At 69.6% G+C, this 20,777-nt stretch carries 24 protein-coding genes; 17 read left to right on the top strand and 7 right to left on the bottom strand.

What is annotated here, in order from left to right:
* Nucleotides 1-22: 22 nt before the first annotated feature.
* From TY25_RS12480 to hisH, 6 genes are all read left to right on the top strand, one after another.
* Nucleotides 23-1,774: a penicillin-binding transpeptidase domain-containing protein gene (locus TY25_RS12480; protein ID WP_042256067.1), complete on the top strand. Its 1,752-nt coding sequence runs from the start codon at nucleotides 23-25 to the stop codon at nucleotides 1,772-1,774.
* Between the two features lie 156 nt (nucleotides 1,775-1,930).
* Nucleotides 1,931-3,529 (top strand): serine/threonine-protein kinase, encoded by a 1,599-nt coding sequence (locus TY25_RS12475; protein ID WP_042256066.1) that lies wholly within the window; start codon nucleotides 1,931-1,933, stop codon nucleotides 3,527-3,529.
* Between the two features lie 471 nt (nucleotides 3,530-4,000).
* A complete protein-coding gene (gene hisD / locus TY25_RS12470; RefSeq protein WP_042256065.1) occupies nucleotides 4,001-5,338 on the top strand; it encodes a histidinol dehydrogenase in 1,338 nt (445 codons plus the stop codon).
* Entirely contained in the window at nucleotides 5,335-6,468 is a 1,134-nt protein-coding gene (locus TY25_RS12465) for a histidinol-phosphate transaminase (protein ID WP_042256064.1), read from the top strand. The genes hisD and TY25_RS12465 overlap by 4 nt, the downstream gene beginning before the upstream one ends.
* 20 nt (nucleotides 6,469-6,488) lie before the next feature.
* Nucleotides 6,489-7,106 carry an imidazoleglycerol-phosphate dehydratase HisB gene (hisB, locus tag TY25_RS12460; protein WP_029902504.1) on the top strand — a complete coding sequence of 206 codons (618 nt, stop codon included), beginning with the start codon at nucleotides 6,489-6,491 and terminating at the stop codon, nucleotides 7,104-7,106.
* Nucleotides 7,103-7,738 (top strand): imidazole glycerol phosphate synthase subunit HisH, encoded by a 636-nt coding sequence (gene hisH / locus TY25_RS12455; protein ID WP_042256063.1) that lies wholly within the window; start codon nucleotides 7,103-7,105, stop codon nucleotides 7,736-7,738. The genes hisB and hisH overlap by 4 nt, the downstream gene beginning before the upstream one ends.
* Before the next feature lie 2 nt (nucleotides 7,739-7,740).
* Here hisH and TY25_RS12450 read toward each other — a convergent pair whose 3' ends face one another.
* Complete coding sequence (locus TY25_RS12450) at nucleotides 7,741-8,202, bottom strand: hypothetical protein (protein ID WP_146154025.1); 462 nt, start codon at nucleotides 8,200-8,202, stop codon at nucleotides 7,741-7,743.
* Between the two features lie 202 nt (nucleotides 8,203-8,404).
* Here TY25_RS12450 and TY25_RS12445 point away from each other — a divergent pair, with 202 nt between their 5' ends.
* The 5 genes from TY25_RS12445 to hisF all read left to right on the top strand — a co-directional run bounded on the left by TY25_RS12445 (nucleotide 8,405) and on the right by hisF (nucleotide 11,900).
* Nucleotides 8,405-8,953 carry a hypothetical protein gene (locus TY25_RS12445; protein WP_042256061.1) on the top strand — a complete coding sequence of 183 codons (549 nt, stop codon included), beginning with the start codon at nucleotides 8,405-8,407 and terminating at the stop codon, nucleotides 8,951-8,953.
* A 10-nt stretch (nucleotides 8,954-8,963) separates the two neighbouring features.
* The gene (locus TY25_RS12440; protein WP_042256176.1) at nucleotides 8,964-9,419 is read left to right on the top strand and encodes a MarR family winged helix-turn-helix transcriptional regulator; all 456 of its coding nucleotides are present in this window, start codon (nucleotides 8,964-8,966) and stop codon (nucleotides 9,417-9,419) included.
* A gap of 141 nt (nucleotides 9,420-9,560) precedes the next feature.
* A complete protein-coding gene (gene priA, locus TY25_RS12435) occupies nucleotides 9,561-10,292 on the top strand; it encodes a bifunctional 1-(5-phosphoribosyl)-5-((5-phosphoribosylamino)methylideneamino)imidazole-4-carboxamide isomerase/phosphoribosylanthranilate isomerase PriA (protein ID WP_014983285.1) in 732 nt (243 codons plus the stop codon).
* Nucleotides 10,289-11,122 carry an inositol monophosphatase family protein gene (locus TY25_RS12430; RefSeq protein WP_042256060.1) on the top strand — a complete coding sequence of 278 codons (834 nt, stop codon included), beginning with the start codon at nucleotides 10,289-10,291 and terminating at the stop codon, nucleotides 11,120-11,122. The genes priA and TY25_RS12430 overlap by 4 nt, the downstream gene beginning before the upstream one ends.
* Nucleotides 11,123-11,126: 4 nt before the next feature.
* Nucleotides 11,127-11,900, top strand: a complete 774-nt coding sequence (gene hisF / locus TY25_RS12425; RefSeq protein ID WP_042256059.1) for an imidazole glycerol phosphate synthase subunit HisF — start codon at nucleotides 11,127-11,129, stop codon at nucleotides 11,898-11,900.
* Nucleotides 11,901-12,150: 250 nt separating this feature from the next.
* Here the strand turns inward: hisF and TY25_RS12420 are convergent, their stop codons facing one another.
* Together TY25_RS12420 and TY25_RS12415 are read right to left on the bottom strand one after the other, a co-directional pair.
* Nucleotides 12,151-12,471, bottom strand: coding sequence for a DMT family transporter (locus TY25_RS12420; RefSeq protein ID WP_042256058.1), 321 nt, complete (start codon nucleotides 12,469-12,471; stop codon nucleotides 12,151-12,153).
* A gap of 35 nt (nucleotides 12,472-12,506) precedes the next feature.
* On the bottom strand, nucleotides 12,507-12,857 hold the full coding sequence (locus TY25_RS12415; RefSeq protein ID WP_042256057.1) for a DMT family transporter: 351 nt from the start codon (nucleotides 12,855-12,857) through the stop codon (nucleotides 12,507-12,509).
* 72 nt (nucleotides 12,858-12,929) lie between these two features.
* Here TY25_RS12415 and TY25_RS12410 point away from each other — a divergent pair, with 72 nt between their 5' ends.
* Nucleotides 12,930-13,346 (top strand): MarR family winged helix-turn-helix transcriptional regulator, encoded by a 417-nt coding sequence (locus tag TY25_RS12410; protein ID WP_201773659.1) that lies wholly within the window; start codon nucleotides 12,930-12,932, stop codon nucleotides 13,344-13,346.
* Between the two features lie 20 nt (nucleotides 13,347-13,366).
* Nucleotides 13,367-13,714: a phosphoribosyl-AMP cyclohydrolase gene (hisI, locus tag TY25_RS12405; protein ID WP_042256056.1), complete on the top strand. Its 348-nt coding sequence runs from the start codon at nucleotides 13,367-13,369 to the stop codon at nucleotides 13,712-13,714.
* 6 nt (nucleotides 13,715-13,720) lie between these two features.
* On the opposite strand, the gene TY25_RS12400 is transcribed toward hisI, so the two are convergent.
* From TY25_RS12400 to TY25_RS12385, 4 genes are all read right to left on the bottom strand, one after another.
* Complete coding sequence (locus tag TY25_RS12400) at nucleotides 13,721-14,155, bottom strand: MarR family winged helix-turn-helix transcriptional regulator (RefSeq protein ID WP_226887431.1); 435 nt, start codon at nucleotides 14,153-14,155, stop codon at nucleotides 13,721-13,723.
* Nucleotides 14,156-14,357: 202 nt separating this feature from the next.
* The gene (locus tag TY25_RS12395; protein WP_042256055.1) at nucleotides 14,358-14,939 is read right to left on the bottom strand and encodes a hypothetical protein; all 582 of its coding nucleotides are present in this window, start codon (nucleotides 14,937-14,939) and stop codon (nucleotides 14,358-14,360) included.
* Nucleotides 14,940-15,028: 89 nt separating this feature from the next.
* A complete protein-coding gene (locus TY25_RS12390) occupies nucleotides 15,029-15,490 on the bottom strand; it encodes a peroxiredoxin (RefSeq protein ID WP_029902482.1) in 462 nt (153 codons plus the stop codon).
* Between the two features lie 59 nt (nucleotides 15,491-15,549).
* On the bottom strand, nucleotides 15,550-15,849 hold the full coding sequence (locus TY25_RS12385; RefSeq protein ID WP_014983295.1) for a hypothetical protein: 300 nt from the start codon (nucleotides 15,847-15,849) through the stop codon (nucleotides 15,550-15,552).
* Nucleotides 15,850-16,023: 174 nt separating this feature from the next.
* On the opposite strand from TY25_RS12385, the gene TY25_RS12380 reads away from it, so the two are divergent.
* From TY25_RS12380 to trpB, 4 genes are all read left to right on the top strand, one after another.
* Complete coding sequence (locus TY25_RS12380; RefSeq protein WP_042256054.1) at nucleotides 16,024-17,583, top strand: anthranilate synthase component I; 1,560 nt, start codon at nucleotides 16,024-16,026, stop codon at nucleotides 17,581-17,583.
* Complete coding sequence (locus TY25_RS12375) at nucleotides 17,580-18,461, top strand: TIGR02234 family membrane protein (RefSeq protein ID WP_172595779.1); 882 nt, start codon at nucleotides 17,580-17,582, stop codon at nucleotides 18,459-18,461. The genes TY25_RS12380 and TY25_RS12375 overlap by 4 nt, the downstream gene beginning before the upstream one ends.
* Before the next feature lie 183 nt (nucleotides 18,462-18,644).
* The gene (trpC, locus tag TY25_RS12370) at nucleotides 18,645-19,463 is read left to right on the top strand and encodes an indole-3-glycerol phosphate synthase TrpC (protein WP_042256053.1); all 819 of its coding nucleotides are present in this window, start codon (nucleotides 18,645-18,647) and stop codon (nucleotides 19,461-19,463) included.
* Nucleotides 19,460-20,722, top strand: coding sequence for a tryptophan synthase subunit beta (trpB, locus tag TY25_RS12365; protein WP_042256051.1), 1,263 nt, complete (start codon nucleotides 19,460-19,462; stop codon nucleotides 20,720-20,722). The genes trpC and trpB overlap by 4 nt, the downstream gene beginning before the upstream one ends.
* Nucleotides 20,723-20,777 lie beyond the last annotated feature (55 nt).

Below are 20,777 nucleotides of genomic sequence, written 5' to 3'. Positions count from 1 at the left end.
ACCTGCCGTTACAGTCGGCGGGGTGCGTACCCACCGGAAGTGCCTCGTCCTGTTCGCCGCACCCGCGCTCGTGCTCGCCGCCTGCTCGTCCGGACCGGACCAGCCCGACACGGTCGCCGGCCAGTTCGCCGACGCGCTGACCCGCGACGATATCGCCGCGGCGGCCGACCTCACCGACGATCCGGCGAAGGCCACCGACACCCTGGGCAAGCTCTACGACGGCCTGGGCAAGGAGGTGAAGTTCGATGTCCGTGCGATCGACCAGAACACCTTCAGCCTGGCCGCCACCTGGAAGCTCGGCAAGGACGGCAAGTCCGAGTGGACCTACACCACGACCGGTGCCGCGAACGACCGCGGCGACGGCTGGAAGATCGCCTGGAATCCGGACACGGTCGCGCCCGGTCTCGCGGCGGGGCCGCTGTCCTACAGCCCGGTCTACCCGCAGCCCGCCCGGGTGCTCGATGCCAGCGGCGGGGACCTGATGACCCAGCAGGTGGTCACGCTGGTCAATGTGAGCCCCGGCGCCGACACCGGCGCACTGGCCGGCTTGCTCGGTCCGATCTCGCCGGGTATCACCGCCGCCTCGCTGCAATCGGAACTCGCTGCGGCCCAGGGCAAGCCGATCACCGCGATCAGTTTGCGCGATGCGGATATCGCGCCGATCCAGGCACAGCTGGCCGCACTGCCCGGCGTCACGCTCGCCCCGCAGACCCGGCTGCTCACCACGGACAAGGCGCTGTCCTCGCCGGTGCTGTCCGGTCTCACCCAACTCTGGCAGCAGACCGCCGACGAGAACGCGGGCTGGGCGGTGCGCGCGCAGACCGCGCAGGGCACGCAACGGGTCGGCGGCCGGGACGCGAAGCCGACCACCGATATCGCGACCACGCTGAACATCGACCTGCAGCACGCGGCGGAGGCGGCGCTGGCGCCGATCACCCAACCGGCTGCGATCGTCGCCCTGCAACCCTCCACCGGCAACGTCGTCGCGGTCGCGCAGAACGATGCCGCCGACGCCCAGGGCCCGATCGCGCTCACCGGCCTGTACCCGCCCGGTTCGACGTTCAAGACGGTGACCGTCTCCGCCGCGCTCGAGGCGGGCACGGTGACCCCGGATACGGTGCTGCCCTGCCCGGGCGTCGCGACCATCGAGGGCCGCCGCATCCCCAACGACAACAACTTCGACCTCGGCTCGGTACCCCTGCACACCGCGTTCGCGCGTTCCTGCAACACGACCATGGGCGCGCTCGCGGTGAAGCTGCCCGCCGACGCGCTGACCGCCGCCGCCGCGCAGCTCGGGCTCGGCATCGACTACGTCACACCGGGTTTGACCACCGTCACCGGTAAGGTCCCGCCGGCCGACACCCCCACCCTGCGCGTCGAATCCGCCATCGGCCAAGGACAAGTCACCGCAACGCCGTTCGGCATGGCGCTGGTCGCCGCGTCGATCGCGCACGGCTCGGCGCCCGCGCCGGCGATCGTCAAGGGCAAACCCGGCACCGCGGACAAGACGCCCGCGCCGTTGCCCGCCACCGTCGTCGAGCAGGTGAAGACGATGATGCGGGAGACCGTGACCTCGGGCACCGCCACGCAGTTGCGCGATATTCCCGGTTTGCTCGGCAAGACCGGGACCGCGGAGTTCATCGACGACAAGCACGCGCACGGCTGGTTCGTCGGGATCGCGGATGACCTGGCATTTGCCGTGTTCATCAATGATGCCAACAGTTCTGGCCCCGCCGTCGACGCCGCGGGCCGGATGCTGCGCGCGGTGCGCTAGTCGCCGCACCGCGATGTGGGCGCAGAATTCGCCCATGCTGAGGAGCGCGGAAGTTCCGCGGCCCGCTACACTCGTCCCCGGACCGCGTCAGTAAGCAATAAGCGGAATGTCACGATTTCGAGAAGGTTCGGAGTAGGCGCCATCGATACCGGTCAGTTGATCGCGGAGCATTACCGCCTGGTCGAGCGGATTGGTAGCGGCGGCACAGGCGTGGTTTGGCGTGCCATCGATGAGCGCCTGCAACGCTCGGTGGCCGTCAAGCAGATCCACATCAAGCCGAGTCTGCCCGAGGCCGAGCGTGACGTGGTCCGGCAGCGTGCGATCCGGGAGGCCCGCAACGCCGCCCGCTTCCAGCATCCCAATGCGATCGTCGTGTTCGACATCACCGAACATCAGGGCGACCCGTGCCTGGTGATGGAGTACCTGAAATCCAACAGCCTGGCCGCGGTGCTCTCCACTCAGGGGCCGTTGCCGCTGACCCACGTCGCCCGCATCGGTGAGCAGGTCGCCTCGGCGCTGATCGCCGCGCATCAGGCCGGCATCGTGCACCGGGACGTCAAGCCGGGCAACATCTTGCTCGACGATCACGGCACCGTGAAGATCACCGACTTCGGCATCTCCCGTGCCGCGGGCGACGTCACGCTCACCGAGACCGGCCTGATCTGCGGCACCGCCGCCTATCTCGCGCCCGAGATGGCGCGCGGCGCCGACCCGACCCCCGCCTCGGACGTGTTCGCTTTGGGCGCAACGCTTTTCCACGCGCTGGAGGGCGAGCCGCCGTACGGCGCGAACGCGAACCCGCTCGCGGTGCTGTACGCCGCCGCCAACGGTCAGGTCAGCGAACCGCGTAATGCCGGCCCGGCCACGGATTTCCTGCTCGACCTGCTCAGCCCGGACCCGCAGGACCGGCCGACCATGCGCGCGGCGCTCGATCACCTCGCCGCGTTCGCCGACTCCGGTCCGGCGCCGGTGGCCGCCGGATTCGTGCCCGCCAGTGAGGCTTTCGTGCGCCGCCGCAACGGCGCACCGGAATCGGCGACCCGCGCGCTGCGTCCGTCGGCGGTCTCGGGCGCCACGCACCATCCGGCCGAGCGGCCACTCCCGCCCGACCGGCAGCACGCGCCCGACCGCCAGGCCAGGCAGCGGCCCGCGCCGCGTCCGCCGCAGCACAACACCGCCGCGCACCCGCGCACCGCCACCCAGCCGCGCCCGGCGCCGCGCAAATCCGGCAGCAAGCGCAAGGCCGTCCTGGTCGGCGCGCTGATCGGCGGAATCATCGCCGCCGTCGCGGTGAGCATCGCCGCGATGTCCCGCGAGGACACGAATCAGCCCGTGGTGCAGGCGAATCCGCCTAGCTCGAGCGTGTCGAGCGGCGGTACCAGTTCGACTCCGGCCGCTGCCGCGGTGGGCAAGACCAAGAGCGTGGGCAAGGTCGACCAGCGGGCGGCGATCGACCAGGTCGTCGACTTCTACACCAATCTGTCCGATCTGGACCTCCCGGCGGCGTGGAAGCGATTGACCCCCGCAGCCCAGCAGGTCTACGGCGGCCAGCAGGCCTTCGAGAGCTACTGGACGAAGAACCGGCTCACCGGCTTCAACACCGTCGACACCGCGGACAGCGGCAGCGGTAGTGGCGACGGCTCGGTGGCGGTCAACGTGGCGAGTGTGACCTACGGCGGTCAGAACAAGTCGGTGACGCTGCGGATGATCAACTCCGGCAACGGATCCGCCTTGATCGACACCGACACGCGCTGAGCCTGCGGGGCGGAACCCACCGCTCGCCCTCGATCGGTCGCGAAGTGTGGTGCATCTCGTCGTCAGGGGAGGGCGAAGGTCACGAGGCCGTCCGTGGCCCGGATCCTCGACGCGGATCAGCGTGGCACGAACGGCGGCGACGACGTGCAGCGAGGGTGCCGACCCGGACTCACGGCGCTCGGAAACTTCTGGTCAGCTGATCACCAGGTGATGGTGGCGGCATCGGCCGAGATCCCACCGCCAGGATTACCTGGTGATCAAGTGACCAACTCGGAATCGTGCGAGGATCGCGACGGCAGCCACCTCGACGCGGTGTTCGGGGAGGCCCAGGGCGGCGACGCCGATCAGCGTGCCGGGAGGTGCGCGGTGACACCTGAGTGGACCGGGCGGATAACGGGTGGCGTCGGCCCACTAGGCTGGTAGCTGCAACTTTCCTGTTGCGGATCAGCTGAGGACAAGGATCGACACCACATGACAACCCGCATCGAGCTCGCCCGCGTCGATTTGCGCGGTCGCACTCCCTCTGTTGCCGAGCTGCGCGCCGCGCTGCCGCGCGGGGGAGTCGACGTGGACTCGGTGCTGCATCAGGTGCGGCCGGTGGTGGAGGCGATCCGGGACCATGGCGTTTCGGCGGCGCAGGAGTACAGCGAGAAGTTCGACGGTGTGATCCCGGCCACGGTCCGGGTCCCCGCGGCGGAGCTGGAAAAGGCGCTGGCAGACCTGGACCCGGCGGTGCGCGCGGCGCTGGAAGAGTCCATCGCCCGGGCCAGGAAGGTGCACGCCGATCAGCGCCGCACCGACAAGACCACCGAGGTGGTGCCCGGCGGCACCGTGACCGAGCGCTGGGTGCCGGTCGAGCGGGTCGGGCTGTATGTGCCCGGCGGCAACGCGGTCTACCCGTCGAGCGTGGTGATGAACGTGGTGCCCGCGCAGACCGCGGGCGTCGGTTCGCTGGTGGTCGCCTCGCCGCCGCAGGCGCAGTTCGGCGGCCTGCCGCACCCCACCATCCTGGCCGCCGCGCAGTTGCTCGGCGTCGACGAGGTGTGGGCGGTCGGCGGCGCGCAGGGCGTGGCGCTGCTGTCCTACGGCGGCGTCGACACCGACGGCGCGCAGCTGGAGCCGGTCGACCTGATCACCGGACCGGGCAACATCTATGTGACCGCGGCGAAGCGGCTGTGCCGCGGCCTGGTCGGCATCGACGCGGAAGCGGGCCCGACCGAGATCGCGATCCTGGCCGACGCCACCGCCGATCCCGTGCACGTGGCCGCCGACCTGATCAGCCAGGCCGAGCACGACGTGCTCGCCGCCAGCGTGCTCGTCACCGACAGCGTGGCGCTGGCCGACGCGGTCGATGCCGCGCTGACCCGGCAGCTGAGCGTGGTGAAGCACGCGCACCGGGTCACCGAGGCGTTGCGCGGCAAGCAATCCGGCACGGTGCTGGTCGACGATATCGAGCAGGGGCTGCGGGTGGTCAACGCCTACGCGGCCGAACACCTGGAGATCCAGACCGCCGACGCCGCCGCGGTAGCGGGCCGGGTGCGCAGTGCCGGTGCGGTTTTCGTCGGCGCGTACGCCCCGGTGAGCCTCGGCGACTACTGCGCCGGATCCAACCACGTGCTGCCGACCGCCGGATGCGCAAGGCACTCTTCGGGTTTGAGTGTGCAGACGTTCTTGCGCGGGATCCACGTGGTGGAGTACACCGAGGCGGCGCTGAAGGATGTCGCCGGACACGTGGTGGCGCTGGCGAACGCCGAGGATCTGCCCGCACACGGCCAGGCCGTGCAGGCGCGTTTCGAGGCGCTGTCATGAGTCGTCCCGTGACCGTGCCGGGGTCGGGGATCGGCCTCGACGATCTGCCGCTGCGGGAGAGCCTGCGCGGCAAGAAGCCCTACGGCGCACCGCAATTGACGGTGCCGGTGCAGTTGAACACCAACGAGAACCCGCACCCGCCCAGCCGGGCGCTGATCGACGACGTCGCCGAGTCCATCCGGATCGCGGCCGAAGACCTGCACCGCTACCCGGACCGGGACGCGGTCGCGCTGCGCGCCGGACTCGCCGAATACCTCACCCGGCAAACGGGTGTCGCGGTGACCGGCGACAACGTCTGGGCCGCCAACGGTTCCAACGAGATCCTGCAACAACTGTTGCAGGCGTTCGGCGGGCCGGGCCGCAGCGCACTGGGTTTCGTGCCGTCCTATTCGATGCACCCGATCATCTCCGAGGGCATCGACACCGAATGGGTCGAAGCCAAAAGGGGCGCGGACTTTTCCCTCGACGTCGACTACGCGGTGGCCGCCATCGCCGAGCGTTCGCCGGACGTGGTGTTCGTGACCAGCCCGAACAATCCCACCGGACACAGCATTCCGGCGGCCGAACTGGCGCGGATCATCGAGGCCGCGCCGGGCATCGTGGTGGTGGACGAGGCCTACGGCGAGTTCTCCGCGCAGCCGAGCGCGCTCACCTTGATCGACCGGTTCCCGGCCAAGCTCGTGGTGACCCGGACAATGAGCAAGGCCTTCGCCTTCGCCGGCGGCCGCCTCGGCTACCTGATCGCCGCGCCCGCGGTGATCGACGCGATGCTGCTGGTCCGGCTGCCCTACCACCTGTCGGTGGTCACCCAGGCCGCCGCGCGCGCCGCACTGCGGCACGCGGACGAAACGCTCGGCAGCGTAGCGGAACTCGCCGCACAGCGAGACCGGGTGGCCGCTGCGCTGCGCGACCTCGGTTTCGACGTGGTGCCCAGCGACGCGAACTTCCTGCTGTTCGGCCGGTTCAGTGATGCGCCGCGCACCTGGCAGCGCTACCTGGACCACGGCGTGCTGATCCGTGATGTCGGCATTCCCGGCTACCTGCGCACCACGATCGGCCTGGCCGCGGAGAACGACGAATTCCTGAAGGTCAGCCGCATCCTGGTCGACACCGACCTGACGCCCCGATGAATCCGCCTGTGGAGGAAGCAATGACGAACCGAACCGCGCGGGTGGAGCGCATCACCAAGGAATCCAGCATCGTGGTGGAGCTGGACCTCGACGGGACCGGCAAGACCGAGATCGCCACCGGCGTCCCGTTCTACGACCACATGCTGACCGCGCTCGGCGCCCACGCCAGCTTCGATCTGACCGTGCGGGCCGAGGGGGATATCGAGATCGAGGCGCACCACACGGTCGAGGACACCGCGATCGTGTTCGGTCAGGCGCTGGGCAAGGCCTTGGGCGACAAGGCCGGTATCCGCCGCTTCGGTGACGCCTACATCCCGATGGACGAGACCTTGGCGCACGCCGCGGTGGACGTGTCCGGGCGGCCGTACTGTGTGCACACCGGCGAGCCGGAACACCTGCTGCACGCGGTCATCCCGGGTTCCGGCCCCGGCGCGCCGTATTCGACGGTGCTGAACCGGCACGTCTTCGAATCGATCGCGTTGAACGCGCGGATCGCGCTGCACGTCCGCGTGCTCTACGGCCGCGACCAGCACCACGTCACCGAGGCCGAATTCAAGGCGGTGGCACGGGCTTTGCGCGCCGCGGTCGAACTCGATCCGCGGGTACAGGGTGTGCCGTCCACCAAGGGGACGCTGTGAGCCTGAAATCTGTCGCGCTGCTGGACTACGGCTCCGGCAATCTGCACTCGGCCGAGCGGGCGCTGGCCCGGGCGGGGGCCAAGGTGGAAGTGACCGCCGACCCCGAAATCGCGTTGGCCGCAGATGGTCTCGTCGTCCCCGGCGTCGGCGCGTATGCCGCGTGCATGGCCGGACTGCGCGCGGTGCGCGGGGAGCGGATGATCGGTCAGCGGCTCGCGGGCGGCAGGCCGGTGCTCGGCATCTGCGTCGGTATGCAGATCCTGTTCGAGCGCGGGGTCGAGTTCGGCGTGCAGACCGAGGGCTGCGCGGAATGGCCGGGCACGGTGGAACGCCTGGCCGCCCCGGTGCTGCCGCACATGGGCTGGAACACCGTCGCCGCGCCGGCCGACAGCATGCTGTTCGCGGGCATGGACGCCGAAACCCGTTTCTACTTCGTGCACTCCTACGCCGCGCAGACCTGGGAGCTGCCCCCCGGCCAGCACTTCGCCGCGCCCAAACTCACCTGGGCCGAGCACGGCGTGCCGTTCCTCGCCGCGGTGGAGAACGGGGCGCTCTCGGCGACCCAGTTCCACCCGGAAAAGTCCGGCGACGCCGGCGCCCAGCTGCTGCGCAACTGGGTGCAGTCGCTCTAGGGTCAGTCGGTCTCGGCCCGGTTGACCAACCACCGGCCGTCCGCGTTCACGACGGTGACCAGCAGCGACATCTTGTTGGTCTTGGGCATGCCCTCGGTGGCGTCACCGGTCGTGGTCTGCACCACGGTGAGCGTGACGTCGGCCTGGTTCGCGTCGCCGGACACGACACGGCAGTCCACCGAATTGACCTCCGCCTTGGTGTGATTGGCGGCGAGCGTGTCCAGGATCGTCGGCCTGGCCCGCTCGAACTCGTCGTGCAACCCGCCGGTGGTGACGTCGAGCATGCGCCCGGCATGCTCGCCGAAGTTCGCGTAGTCGTAGGTGCCCGCGATCCGGCCGAATTCGCACCCGGCCAGCCGGGCCTCCTCGGGCGGTGCGGCCGCGGCGGTCGGCGCGGTGGCGAGACCCACGAGGCAGCAGGCTGCCGAAAGGGCGGACAGGGCAGCAAGAGTCGAACGTGACATACGGGAACCCCAGGGGGAGTAGGGAATAGGCGATCGGAATGAGCGCCGAGGCGAGACACTACCGGCCCGCGGGCCGGTCCGGTGCCCGTTGCTCGCGATCACGGTCTCCGGGTAGACCCTGAGTGCCCTGCGCCGAATATCCGGGACCACACCGGATCCGCGCGCGCCCGCCCGCGGCTACGGTCGATTCGAGGAGGGCGCCATGCGACGCGGCACCATTGCCTCGGTCGTGCTGACGGGTTACGCGGTGCTCGCGTGCTTCGCCTTCGCGACGACCGCGGCGGAAACGATCTTTCTGTACCCCAACATCTTTCGGGATGTCCCCGACTCGCTGGTCCTGACCGAGCAATTCATGAGCGTGGTCGCCGTGGGCGATGTGATGCGTCCGCTCGGCGCGGCGTTGACGTTGTGCGCGCTGCTCGCCGGTGCGGCGGCGCTGTGGGCGCGATCGGGCAGGCGATGGCTGGCGCTGTCGCTGGCGTCGTTGGTGAGCGGCCAGTTCCTGCTCTCGATCCTGTACCAGTGGCCGCGGGCCTCGATCCTGTTCGACGATCGAGCCGAGCACACGCTGGACGAGATCCAGCGTGCCGCAACCGAGTTCCAGTTCGGGCAGGGATTGCGCATCCTGGCGGCGGCGCTCACCGCGCTGTTCGCCGTGGCAGCCGCGCTGGCCTGCTATCGCGCACGGATCCGGGCAACTGTCTCGGCCAGCTCTGTCGATCATGTGGTGGGCGTTCCCGGCACGGGCTAGATTGGCCGTCATGGCGATCGCGCGCGACGAGGCGCCGGACAGGCTCGGTGCTATGCCGACGCGACTGGTGGACCAGGTCGCGCTGCTCGCCAACCGGGCGGCCGAGCGGGCGCTGGACAGCACCGGTTCGCGGCGGCACCACTACGCGTTGCTCGCGGTGCTGGGTGAGACGGGTGCGGCCGGGCAGGCCGAGATCGGCAAGCGCACCCGGATCGACCGCAGCGATATCGTCACCGCGGTCAACGAACTGGCGGCCCGCGGTTTCGTGGAACGCGGTCCCGACCCCGGCGATCGCCGCCGCAAGATCGTCACGCTGACCGAGACAGGCGCTGCGCATCTCGCCGAACTGGACCGGCGACTCGCCGGGGCGCAGGAGGAATTGCTCACCGGGCTCGCGCCCGCCGAACGCGCCGAACTCGTCCGGCTGCTCACCCACATCCTCGATCGGCACCACCCGCCGCGGTGACCGGCGCGTCCATTCCCGCAGGCCCGAGGCGGGGCGCGAAGACGGGACGACTAGGCTGTTCAAAGTGAGTGAGCGGAGCGAACGAACCATCAACGCAGCGTCCAAGACGTCGACGAAGCCGAGCGCCAGCGAGGCGCAGTCGTGAGTCTTGTGCTGCTGCCCGCCGTCGATGTCGCCAATGGAGAGGCCGTGCGCCTCGTGCAGGGGGAGGCCGGTAGCGAAACCAGCTACGGCTCGCCCCGCGAGGCGGCGCTGGCGTGGCAAGAGGCGGGCGCGGAGTGGGTCCATCTGGTCGACCTGGACGCCGCCTTCGGGCGCGGCTCGAACCGCGAGCTGCTCGCCGAGGTGGTCGGCGAGCTCGACGTGAAGGTGGAGCTGTCCGGCGGTATCCGCGACGACGATTCCCTGGCCGCGGCGCTGGCCACCGGCTGCCACCGGGTGAACCTCGGCACCGCCGCGCTGGAGGACCCGATCTGGTGCGCCAAGGCGCTCGCCCAGCACGGTGAGCGGATCGCGGTGGGTCTGGACGTGCGGATCATCGACGGCGAACACCGGCTGCGCGGCCGCGGCTGGGTCAGCGACGGCGGCGATCTGTGGGAGGTGCTCGAGCGCCTGGAACGGGACGGCTGCACCCGGTACGTGGTCACCGACGTCACCAAGGACGGCACCCTCACCGGCCCGAACCTGGACCTGCTGCGCGAGGTGTGCGCCGCGACCGACGCGCCGGTCATCGCCTCCGGCGGCGTGTCCACCATCGATGACCTGATCGCGATCGCCGAGCTGGTGCCGGACGGCGTCGAGGGGTCGATCGTCGGCAAGGCGCTCTACGCGGGCCGGTTCACCCTGCCCGAGGCGCTGGCCGCGGTGAGATGAGCCAGGATTCCCCGGCGCTGCCCGACCTTTCGGCACTGCTCGATATCGCGCGCGACATCCTGGATTCGGTCACCTCGCGGTTCGTCGAGGGCGTCGGCGCGCCGAGCGCGGTGGCCAAGGGCCGCAACGACTTCGCCACCGAACTCGACCTGGAGCTGGAGCGCACCATCTCGGCGCAGCTGGAGCAGCGTACCGGGATCGGCGTGCACGGTGAGGAATTCGGCGGGCCGGACCTGGTGTCGGGCACCTCGTGGGTGCTCGATCCGATCGACGGCACCTTCAATTACTCGTCCGGGCACCCGCTTTCGGGCATGCTGCTCGCCCTGGTGCACGAGGGCGAGCCGGTGCTCGGTCTCACCTGGCTGCCACTGCTCGGGCAACGCTACGCCGCGCAGGCCGGCGGGCCGGTGCTGCTGAACGGTCAGCCGCTGCCGCCGTTGCCGCACGGCAAGCTCGCCGAGGCGATGATCGGCTTCGGCGCGTTCAATGTCGATGCGCGCGGCCGGATTCCGGGCCAATTCCGGTTCGATCTGCTCGGCCCGCTGAGCAGGCTCTCCTCGCGGGTGCGGATGCACGGCTCGACCGGAATCGACCTGGCGTTCACCGCCTCCGGAGTGCTCGGCGGCGCGATCGTGTTCGGGCATCATCCCTGGGACAACGCCGCGGGGGTGGCGCTGATCCGGGCGGCGGGCGGTGTCGTCACCGACCTGGCGGGGGAGCCGTGGACCATCACCTCGGGTTCGGTGCTCGCCGCGGCGCCCGGCGTGCACGAGGAACTGCTCGAGATGATCTGCACGGTCGCCGATCCGGCGACCGCGGAGGAAGGGTGAGGCAATGACGTTGGCGGTACGCGTGATTCCGTGTCTGGATGTCGACGCGGGCCGGGTGGTCAAAGGCGTGAACTTCGAAAACCTGCGCGACGCTGGCGATCCCGTCGAGCTGGCCGCGACCTATGACGCGCAGGGTGCCGACGAACTCACCTTCCTCGACGTCACCGCCTCGACCGGCGACCGCGGCACCATGATCGACGTGGTGACCCGCACCGCCGAACAGATCTTCATCCCGCTCACCGTCGGCGGCGGCGTGCGCACCGTCGACGACGTGGACCGGCTGCTGCGCGCGGGCGCGGACAAGGTGTCGGTGAACACCGCCGCCATCGCGCGCCCCGAGGTGTTGCGCGAAATGTCGGAGCGGTTCGGTTCGCAGTGCATCGTGCTGTCCGTCGACGCGCGCACGGTGCCCGCGGGGCAGCCCGCGACGGCGTCCGGCTGGGAGGTCACCACCCACGGCGGTAAACGCGGCACCGGCATCGACGCGGTCGAATGGGCCACCCGCGGCGCCGAATTGGGCGTCGGGGAGATCCTGCTGAACTCGATGGACGCCGACGGCACCAAGGCCGGTTTCGACCTCGCGATGATCCGCGCCGTGCGTGCCGCCGTCACCGTGCCGGTGATCGCCTCCGGCGGCGCGGGCGCCGTCGAGCATTTCGCCCCCGCCGTCCAGGCCGGCGCCGATGCCGTCCTGGCAGCCAGCGTCTTCCACTTCGGCGAACTCACCATCGGCCAGGTGAAGGATTCGATGCGCGCCGAGCACATCGTCGTCCGCTAGTCCGCAGAACCAGGCCCTGCCGGGGATGCGGCAGGTCACCCGTCGATGTGCCGAACTCGCCGAATCTTTGACCGCCAGTGACTTTCGCTGAAGAATCCCGCTGGTCGGTCGCTATGGCCGCGGCGGCGACTCGCTGTGGTTCCGCTGACTGTTGCCGGTGGATCGCGCGAGGGCTGAAGGCGCATAGCGGGTCTCGCTGGAACGAGCACGACCCGCTCAGCTTGGAGGCCGAGCGGGTCGTCGGGTGCGTTCAGGCGCCTGCGGCCACTTTGAGCAGGACCGCGCCGGCGATGATCGCGGCGAAGGACACGATCTTGGGCAGGGTGATCTTCTCGTGGTAGACGAGCGCGCCGAGGATGACGGTGCCGAGGGCGCCGACGCCGGTCCAGATGGTGTATCCCACACCGACATCCAGGGTGCGCAGCGCCAGGCTCAGCGTGAAGATGCCGCCCGCCGCGGCGACCAGGGTGAAGACCGAGGGCCACAGTTTGGTGAAGCCGTTGGTCGCGTTGGTGCCGAGCGCGAACGCGATCTCGAACACGATGGCGATGCCGAGAAATAACCAGGCCATGACGAAAACTCCTGTGCTGGTGGTGAAGTGGGGGATCAGGCGGTTACGGGCTGGGCGGCGCGAGCGGCGAAGGTGTCGGCCAGTTTCAGGCCGAGTACGCCGCCGATGATCAGCACGAAGGCGAGCACCTTCCAGACGTTCAGCGTCTCGTGGAAGATCACCGTGCCGAGGGTGACGGTGCCGACCGAGCCGATGCCGGTCCACACGGTGTAACCCACCCCGACGTCGAGGGTGCGCAGCGCGAGGCTGAGGAAGAAGATGCCGCCCGCCGCGGCGGCCGCGGTGAGCAGGGACGGGCCGAGCACGGTGAATCCGTGCGTGGCGTTGGTCGCCAGCGCGAAGACCACTTCGAACACGGCGGCGATCAGTAGGTAGATCCAGGCCATCGGAACAGCTCCTTATTTGTATGTATATGCAACTAAGTTGCGCGAGGAGAAGTATGCATGTACAAATAATTTGTGTCAAACACGGTGCGCGACGAGGAGATGTGGAGTCGGCTGTCCGCCTTGTACGTCCAGGTGGAAGGCCGGTTGGCGACGGCGGTGCAGCGTGGGCACGGGCTCGGGCTGTCGGAGTTCCGTGCCCTCGGGTTCCTGCGCGAGGCCGAGGACGGCGAGCTGCGCATGCAGGATCTGTCGAACCGGCTCGGGCTGAATCAGAGCTCGGTGACCAGGCTCGTCGGGCGGCTCGACGCCGCAGGCCTGGCCTACCGCGATCTCTGTCCGGACGATCGGCGCGGGGTCTACACGGTGATCACCGACGAGGGGCGGGCCCGGTACGAGGCGGCCCGCGGCACCTACCGCGACACGCTCGCCGCGGCCCTGGACGAATCCGACGACGACACCGTGGCCGCCCTGCGCCGGGCCCGGGTCTGAGCTTTGTTATAAACGGTCACATGAGTCTCGATCCCGCCATCGCCGCCCGGCTCAAGCGCAACGACGCGGGCCTGGTGTCCGCCGTCGCGCAGGAGCGCGGCACCGGCGACGTGTTGATGGTCGCGTGGATGGACGACGAGGCGCTGGCCCGCACGCTGGAAACCCGCAAGGCGACCTACTTTTCGCGGTCGCGGCAGCAGTACTGGGTCAAGGGGGAGACCTCGGGCCACACGCAGTACGTGCACGAGGTTCGGCTCGATTGCGACGGGGACACCGTGCTGCTGGTCGTCGATCAGGAAGGCGCGGCGTGTCACACCGGGACACACACCTGCTTCGATACGGACGTGCTGCTCGCCGATCCGGCCTAGCCGGGCCTAGGTGCCGCGTTCTGCGGCGCCGCCGGTGTCGGGACGGCTGAGCGCATCGGTCAGATGATCCGCGAGCAGCTCGCTGAGTTCGGCGAGCTGAGCCGTCTGCTCCGGCTCCAAACCGTCGAAAACCATGTGCCGCACGGCATCCAGGTAACCGGGGGCCGCTTCGACCACCTTGTGGTAGCCGTCGTCTGTGAGTACGGCCTGCACGCCACGGCGCCCGGCGGTAGCCGAACGTTGCGCCCAGCCCATCCGCTCCAGCTTCGACACCACATGCGAAAGCCGTGATAGCGATGCATTTGCCTTGTGTGCGAGGTCACTCATCTGCAGCCGATGCCCGGGTTCCTCGGACAGCAGGGTCAAAACCCAGTACTCGAAATGGGTAACCCCGGATTCTCGTTGCAGCTGGGTGTCCAAAGCGCCTGGTAGGCGTGTCATCAGCGCAACAACCGCGCGCCAAGCTCGTTGTTCTACGGGGTCTAACCACTTCGTCACTGGTGTGCCTTCTTTCAAGCCAAGTGACGTGGTTTTGTTAGTAAGACTAGCGATTATTGAAAAGCGTGTTCACAGTCACCCGTGACTCTGAGTTTGCCACGACTTCGCTCGACCGTCATGGAGTTGGCAGGTGAGGTGAGTTCACTCACAGACCGCCGGGGCCCGTCATGGGTTTTGCCGCATCGGCGGGCGGGGTCGCTTGTGCATGTGCACGCTTCGGATGCCGCCTGCGCCACCAGCGCGAGACGGTCAGCGCCAGCACGGCCAGCCAGATCACCGCCGCGACGATCGCGCCGACCAGTGTCGCGCCGCGGAAGGCGGGCGCGTCGACGTCCAGAATCCGTTGTCCGGCATGGGCCGCGTTGCTGCCGCCGAGCACGATGGTCAGCGTCATCAGATTGGGAATCGCGACCAGCGCGGCGATCACCACGGCCGCGCCCGCCAGGAACCGGCCGGCCCGGCGGCGCCACACCCGCCCCGCGAACAGCAGCAGAAGCAGCGGGACGAGGGTGCACACGCCGCCATAGACCAGGCCCCAGCCGATGCCCTTGGCGAAGCTGCCGTTGACCATCTCCGCGATCCGCTGCGCCCACCAGCGTGGAATGAACGCCGAGAGGATGAAATAGGCGACGAACAAGAGGACGAGCAAAGCCAGCCCGCCGGCGAGCCAGGTCCGCCACGCGGGACCGGTCGATTTCTGCTCCAGCTGTCCGTCGGTCGCAGTCATGACCCCAGGGTAAGCCGGGTGCGCGGCGGAAACGGGCTGATCTTCCCGGCGTTTCGGTACGTCCGTGCCGGGATTTGCCGCGGGCTTGCCTACTTCGCCCGCTCGCGCAGGAACTTCAGCGCTTCGTCGGCGTGCACGTTGGCCCGCAATTCGCCGGTGATGATCTTGCCCACGGTGCGGTCCTGATCGATGACGAAGGTCTGGCGCTTGACCGGGGCCAGCTTGCCGAGCAGTCCGCGCTTCACGCCGAACTGCGCGGCGACCACGCCGTCCGGATCGGAGAGCAGGGGATAGCCGAGGCGCTGCTTGTCGGCGAAACCGGCCTGGGTCGCCACCGCGTCGGCGCTGATGCCCGCACAGGACGCGCCGAGCGCGGCGAAATCGGCCGCCACATCACGGAAGTGGCAGGCCTCCGCCGTGCAGACCGGAGTGTTGGCGGCGGGATAGAAGAAGAGCACCAGCGGACCGTTCGCGAGCAAGGCGTCGAGCGAACGGAGCGTGCCGGACTGATCGGGGAGCTCGAACTGGGGAGCGAGCTGGCCTGTCTGCATAAAAGAGACAGTACCGGGCACTTGTCGCACCCGGTACTCTCCGTGTTTCGGACCCGTCCTCACACTCCGATGAGAGCGGCCACTTCCGGGTTCTTGACCTGCATGACGTCGAGGATGCCGTGGGCACGCAGGAACGGCTTGAGTTCCTTGAGCCGGTCGGCATGCATGGCGTACTCGTCCGGAAAGTGGTTCCGGTCCAGCGATTCGAGCGCCTTCGCGTAGGTGACGAAGGTGGCTAGCGCGCTCTGCGCGCCCGCCGCCTGCGCGGCCTTGTTCGACTGCAGTCCGACCATCCGTGGGGGCTGGTTCGGCGCACCGCCCGGTGCGGCGTGCCTGCCCTCCGGTTGCGAGGGGTACATCAGTTGACTCCTCTCGATATGGATACCGCGTGCGAGATGGAACGGAGCGAGTGTAGAGACGTCGATCACAGCGCCGCGCGCGGCATCGGAACCGGGCGGTTGCTTTTGGGATGGAAGTGAACGGAGTCAGGGTGCGCGCGAAAAAGCGCTGGGGGTACCTGGGATGATGGCCCTATGCACGGCGCGTCGACTCCCACCACCACGACCCGCGAACAGTTCCATCAGCTGGCCGCGGCCCATCGAGTGGTACCGGTGACCCGAAAGGTGTTGGCGGACTCCGAAACTCCGCTCTCCGCGTACCGCAAGCTGGCCGGCGACCGGGCGGGAACTTTCCTGTTCGAGTCCGCCGAGAACGGGCGATCGTGGTCGCGCTGGTCGTTCATCGGCGCGGGCAGCCCCTCGGCGCTGACCGTGGTGGACGGCGAGGCGGCGTGGCTCGGCAACATCCCGGTCGACGCCCCCGCGGGCGGTGATCCGCTGGTGGCGCTGCGGGAGACGCTGCAACTGCTGCGCACCGAGCGGCTGCCCGGCCTGCCGCCGCTGACCAGCGGCATGGTCGGCTACCTCGGCTACGACGCGGTCCGGCGCATCGAACGCCTGCCCAACCTGGCTCTCGACGATCTGCAACTGCCCGAGATGGTGCTGCTGCTGGCCACCGACCTGGCCGCATTCGACCACCACGAGGGCGCGATCACCCTGATCACCAACGCGGTCAACTGGAACGGCACCGCCGAACGGGTCGACGAGGCCTACGACGAGGCGCTGGCCCGCCTGGACCGGATGACCGAGGCCCTCGCGGCCCCCGCGCCCTCCACGGTCTCGGTGTTCGACCAGCCCGACCCGGAGTACCGGCGCAAACGCACCACCGAAGAATTCGGCGCCGGTGTGCGCCGCCTGGTCAAGGAGATCGAGGCGGGCGAGGCGTTCCAGGTGGTGCTCTCGCAGCGCTTCGAGATGGACTACGACGGCGCCCCGCTGGACCTGTATCGCATGCTGCGCGCCTCGAACCCGAGCCCGTACATGTACCTGCTGCACATCCCGGACGGCGACGGCGGCACCGCGTTCTCCATCGTCGGCTCCAGCCCCGAATCGCTGGTGACCGTGAAGGACGGCGTGGCGACGACCCATCCGATCGCGGGCACCCGCTGGCGCGGCGCCACCGAAGAGGACGACATCCTGCTGGAGAAGGGCCTGCTCGCCGACGAGAAGGAGAACGCCGAGCACCTGATGCTCGTCGACCTCGGCCGCAACGACCTCGGGCGGGTCTGCCAGCCGGGCACCGTGCGCGTCACCGAGTACCGGCACATCGAGCGCTACAGCCATGTGATGCACCTGGTTTCGACGGTGTCGGGCCGGCTCGCGCCCGGCAAGAACGCGCTCGACGCGGTGCGCGCCTGCTTCCCCGCGGGCACGCTCTCCGGTGCACCGAAGGTGCGCGCGATGGAGCTCATCGAGGAACTCGAGCCCACCCGGCGCGGCGTCTACGGCGGCGTCGTCGGCTACCTCGACTTCGCCGGCGACGCGGACACCGCGATCGCCATTCGCACCGCGTTGCTGAAGGACGGGACCGCGTACGTGCAAGCGGGCGCGGGGGTGGTCGCCGACTCCGATCCCGAGTACGAGGACGTCGAAGCCCGCAACAAGGCCATGGCGGTGCTGCGCGCGATCGCCTCGGCGAAGACGGTCCGCGCGTTCGGCGCGGAACCGGACGCGACGAACGGCGACACCGCATGAGCGAATCCGAGCCGAGCCGAGCCGCCGCGGATCCGAATGCGGCCGCCGCGGATTCGGCCCCGGCGGCCGCAGATTCGAGCCCGGCCGCCGCGGATTCGAATGCGGCCGCCGCGGATTCGGGCCGGGCTGCTGCGGATTCGAACCTCGCCGCCGGCGTCCAGGACGCTTCCGCCGCACCCGACTCGCGACGCAAGTACCCGATCGGTCCGCTGGTCCTGCTGGCATTCGCCGCCGCGGCACTGTGGGGCGCCTCGCGACTGACCTGGGTGACGGTCACCTCCTCGGACGGCCTCACCGAGCCGCGCACCGATCGCCTCAACGGCGGCGTCTGGTTCGGCGCGCTCACGCCGCTGGCGCTGGTGCTGCTCGCGTCCGTCGCGGCGGTGCTGGCCACCCGCGGCTGGCTGCGTCGCATGCTCGGGGTGCTCATCGCGCTGGTCGCCGCGGTCGCCGCGGTGCCCGCCTTCGCGCTGCTCACCAGCTCCGGCAAGATCGCCGAACGGGCTGCGACGCTGGCCGAACTGCCGGGCCGGGCGCAGGTGGAGCAGGCGACGACCGCGCCACTGCCCGCGGTGCTCGCCCTGCTGGGTGCGATGGCGGCGTTCGTGGCGGGCGCACTGCTCACCCGGATGCCGCAGGACACCGCGCGCCTGTCCGGCAAGTACGACAACCCGGTGTTCCGGCGCGCGGCCGCCACCGAACAGGTCGCCCAGCGCCGCGACGCGCAGGCGGGCACGGAACCGAACGCCGGTCAGCTGTCCGAGCGGGTGCTGTGGGACGCGCTGGACGCGGGCACCGACCCGACCGAAGACGCCGTGACCTCGGACCGGGGACCAGAAGCGGCGGACAAGGGCGAGGCGGGCGGTCGTGCCCGCTGAGATATCCACGCGCGGCGACTGTGGTGGGCCCCACCTTGCGCGCGGATTGGTTGCCTGGTCCACAACAAGACCCGCCGAAAACGCGGCCGGTACGTCCATTTATTCTTGGTCAGCATCGGTGAGACAGCGCCTGGGGGGATTCTCAGGTAGCAAGTCCGTCTCCCCAGAAAGGATTCGAGCCAGATGACGGTACTCGACTCGATTCTCGACGGGGTCCGCGCGGATGTGGCCGCTCGGGAAGCCCTCCTCGATTTTCAGGCGATCAAGGCGGCCGCAGCGGCGGCGTCCAGCCCGCTCGACGCGCGCGCGGCACTCCTCGAAGACGGTATCGGCGTCATCGCCGAGGTGAAGCGGGCCAGCCCCTCCAAGGGCGAACTGGCCGACATCCCGGACCCGGCCAGCCTGGCCAAGGCGTACGAGGACGGCGGCGCGCGGATCATCAGCGTGCTCACCGAGGGCCGCCGCTTCCACGGGTCGCTCGACGACCTCGACGCGGTCCGTGCCACGGTGAACATCCCGATCCTGCGCAAGGACTTCGTCGTCGGCCCGTACCAGATCCACGAGGCCAGGGCGCACGGCGCCGACGTGATCCTGCTGATCGTCGCGGCGCTGGAACAGGACGTGCTGTCCTCGCTGATCGACCGCACCGAATCGCTCGGCATGACCGCACTCGTCGAGGTGCACACCGAGGAGGAGGCCGACCGCGCGCTGGAGGCGGGCGCGTCGGTGATCGGGGTGAACGCGCGCAACCTGAAGACGCTCGAGGTCGACCGCGATGTGTTCGCGCGGATCGCGCCCGGCCTGCCCACGGAGGTCATCCGGATCGCCGAGTCCGGCATCCGCGGCACCGCCGACCTGCTGGCCTACGCCGGTGCGGGCGCCGACGCGGTGCTCGTCGGCGAGGGCCTGGTGACCAGTGGCGATCCGCGTGCCGCGGTCTCCGAACTGGTGACCGCCGGTACCCACCCGTCCTGCCCGAAGCCCGCGCGGCGGGGCCGGTGACGACGGTGAGCGGTCTACCCGCGGCCAGCGAAGGCGTCGCGCACCGCAGCGCGCACGAGCCCGACACCGGCGGCCACTTCGGCGTCTACGGCGGCCGGCATGTGCCCGAGGCGCTGATGGCGGTCATCGAAGAGGTCACCGCGACCTACGAGAAGTCCCGGCTGGACCCGGACTTCCTGAACGAACTCGATCGGTTGCAGCGGGACTACACCGGGCGGCCGTCGCCGGTGTTCGAGTGCACCCGGCTCGCCGAGCACGCGGGCGGCGCCCGCATCCTGCTCAAGCGCGAAGACCTGAACCACACCGGTTCGCACAAGATCAACAACGTGCTCGGTCAGGCGCTGCTGGCCAAGCGGATGGGCAAGACCCGCGTGATCGCGGAGACCGGCGCCGGCCAGCACGGCGTCGCCACCGCCACCGCGTGCGCGCTGCTCGGCCTCGACTGCGTGATCTACATGGGCGCCGTCGACACCGCGCGGCAGGCGCTGAACGTGGCGCGCATGCGCCTGCTCGGCGCCGAGGTGATCTCGGTGACCACCGGTTCGCAGACGCTCAAGGACGCCATCAACGAGGCGCTGCGCGACTGGGTCAGCAACGCCGACGACACCTACTACTGCTTCGGCACGGCCGCGGGCCCGCACCCGTTCCCGATGCTGGTGCGCGACTTCCAGCGCGTCATCGGGCTGGAGGCCCGGGTGCAGGTGCAGGAGTCGACCGGGCAGTTGCCCGACGCGGTCGTCGCCTGCGTCGGCGGCGGCTCCAACGCCATCGGCATCTTCCACGCCTTCATCGACGACGCCGAGGTCCGGTTGATCGGATACGAGGCGGCCGGCGACGGCGTCGAAACCGGAAGGCACGCAGCCACGTTCACCGGCGGCACGCCGGGCGCGTTCCAGGGCGCGTACTCGTACCTGCTGCAGGACGAGGACGGCCAGACCATCGAGTCGCACTCCATCTCGGCCGGTCTGGACTACCCGGGCGTCGGCCCCGAGCACGCCTACCTCAAGGACATCGGCCGCGCCGAATACCGCCCGGTCACCGACACCGAGGCGATGGACGCGCTGCTGCTGCTCAGCCGCACCGAGGGCATCATCCCGGCGATCGAGTCCGCGCACGCGGTCGCGGGCGCCCTGCAACTGGGCAAGGAACTCGGCCCCGGCTCGATCATCCTGGTCAACCTCTCCGGGCGCGGTGACAAAGACATGGACACCGCGGCGCGCTGGTTCGGGCTGTTGGATGAAGGGGCTAGTCAGTCATGAGCGAGCGAATCATAGGCACAGCGTCCATGACGTCGACGGCGCCGAGCGTCAGCGA

The organism is Nocardia brasiliensis NBRC 14402, assembly GCF_000308475.2.
Taxonomy (GTDB): domain Bacteria; phylum Actinomycetota; class Actinomycetes; order Mycobacteriales; family Mycobacteriaceae; genus Nocardia; species Nocardia brasiliensis.
Note: the sequence above shows the minus strand (reverse complement) of the source record. Positions and strands in the feature narration are given on the sequence as shown.

Coding starts and splice junctions, on each gene's coding strand:
- TY25_RS12375 (WP_172595779.1), top strand. CDS start 17,580: ATGAGCGAATCCGAGCCGAGCCGAGCCGCCGCGGATCCGAATGCGGCC.
- TY25_RS12420 (WP_042256058.1), bottom strand. CDS start 12,471: ATGGCCTGGTTATTTCTCGGCATCGCCATCGTGTTCGAGATCGCGTTC.
- TY25_RS12380 (WP_042256054.1), top strand. CDS start 16,024: ATGCACGGCGCGTCGACTCCCACCACCACGACCCGCGAACAGTTCCAT.
- TY25_RS12395 (WP_042256055.1), bottom strand. CDS start 14,939: ATGACTGCGACCGACGGACAGCTGGAGCAGAAATCGACCGGTCCCGCG.
- hisD (WP_042256065.1), top strand. CDS start 4,001: ATGACAACCCGCATCGAGCTCGCCCGCGTCGATTTGCGCGGTCGCACT.
- TY25_RS12415 (WP_042256057.1), bottom strand. CDS start 12,857: ATGGCCTGGATCTACCTACTGATCGCCGCCGTGTTCGAAGTGGTCTTC.
- TY25_RS12450 (WP_146154025.1), bottom strand. CDS start 8,202: ATGTCACGTTCGACTCTTGCTGCCCTGTCCGCCCTTTCGGCAGCCTGC.
- TY25_RS12430 (WP_042256060.1), top strand. CDS start 10,289: ATGAGCCAGGATTCCCCGGCGCTGCCCGACCTTTCGGCACTGCTCGAT.
- TY25_RS12445 (WP_042256061.1), top strand. CDS start 8,405: ATGCGACGCGGCACCATTGCCTCGGTCGTGCTGACGGGTTACGCGGTG.
- hisI (WP_042256056.1), top strand. CDS start 13,367: ATGAGTCTCGATCCCGCCATCGCCGCCCGGCTCAAGCGCAACGACGCG.
- TY25_RS12400 (WP_226887431.1), bottom strand. CDS start 14,155: ATGACACGCCTACCAGGCGCTTTGGACACCCAGCTGCAACGAGAATCC.
- TY25_RS12440 (WP_042256176.1), top strand. CDS start 8,964: ATGGCGATCGCGCGCGACGAGGCGCCGGACAGGCTCGGTGCTATGCCG.
- hisB (WP_029902504.1), top strand. CDS start 6,489: ATGACGAACCGAACCGCGCGGGTGGAGCGCATCACCAAGGAATCCAGC.
- hisF (WP_042256059.1), top strand. CDS start 11,127: ATGACGTTGGCGGTACGCGTGATTCCGTGTCTGGATGTCGACGCGGGC.
- TY25_RS12390 (WP_029902482.1), bottom strand. CDS start 15,490: ATGCAGACAGGCCAGCTCGCTCCCCAGTTCGAGCTCCCCGATCAGTCC.
- TY25_RS12385 (WP_014983295.1), bottom strand. CDS start 15,849: ATGTACCCCTCGCAACCGGAGGGCAGGCACGCCGCACCGGGCGGTGCG.
- TY25_RS12465 (WP_042256064.1), top strand. CDS start 5,335: ATGAGTCGTCCCGTGACCGTGCCGGGGTCGGGGATCGGCCTCGACGAT.
- trpC (WP_042256053.1), top strand. CDS start 18,645: ATGACGGTACTCGACTCGATTCTCGACGGGGTCCGCGCGGATGTGGCC.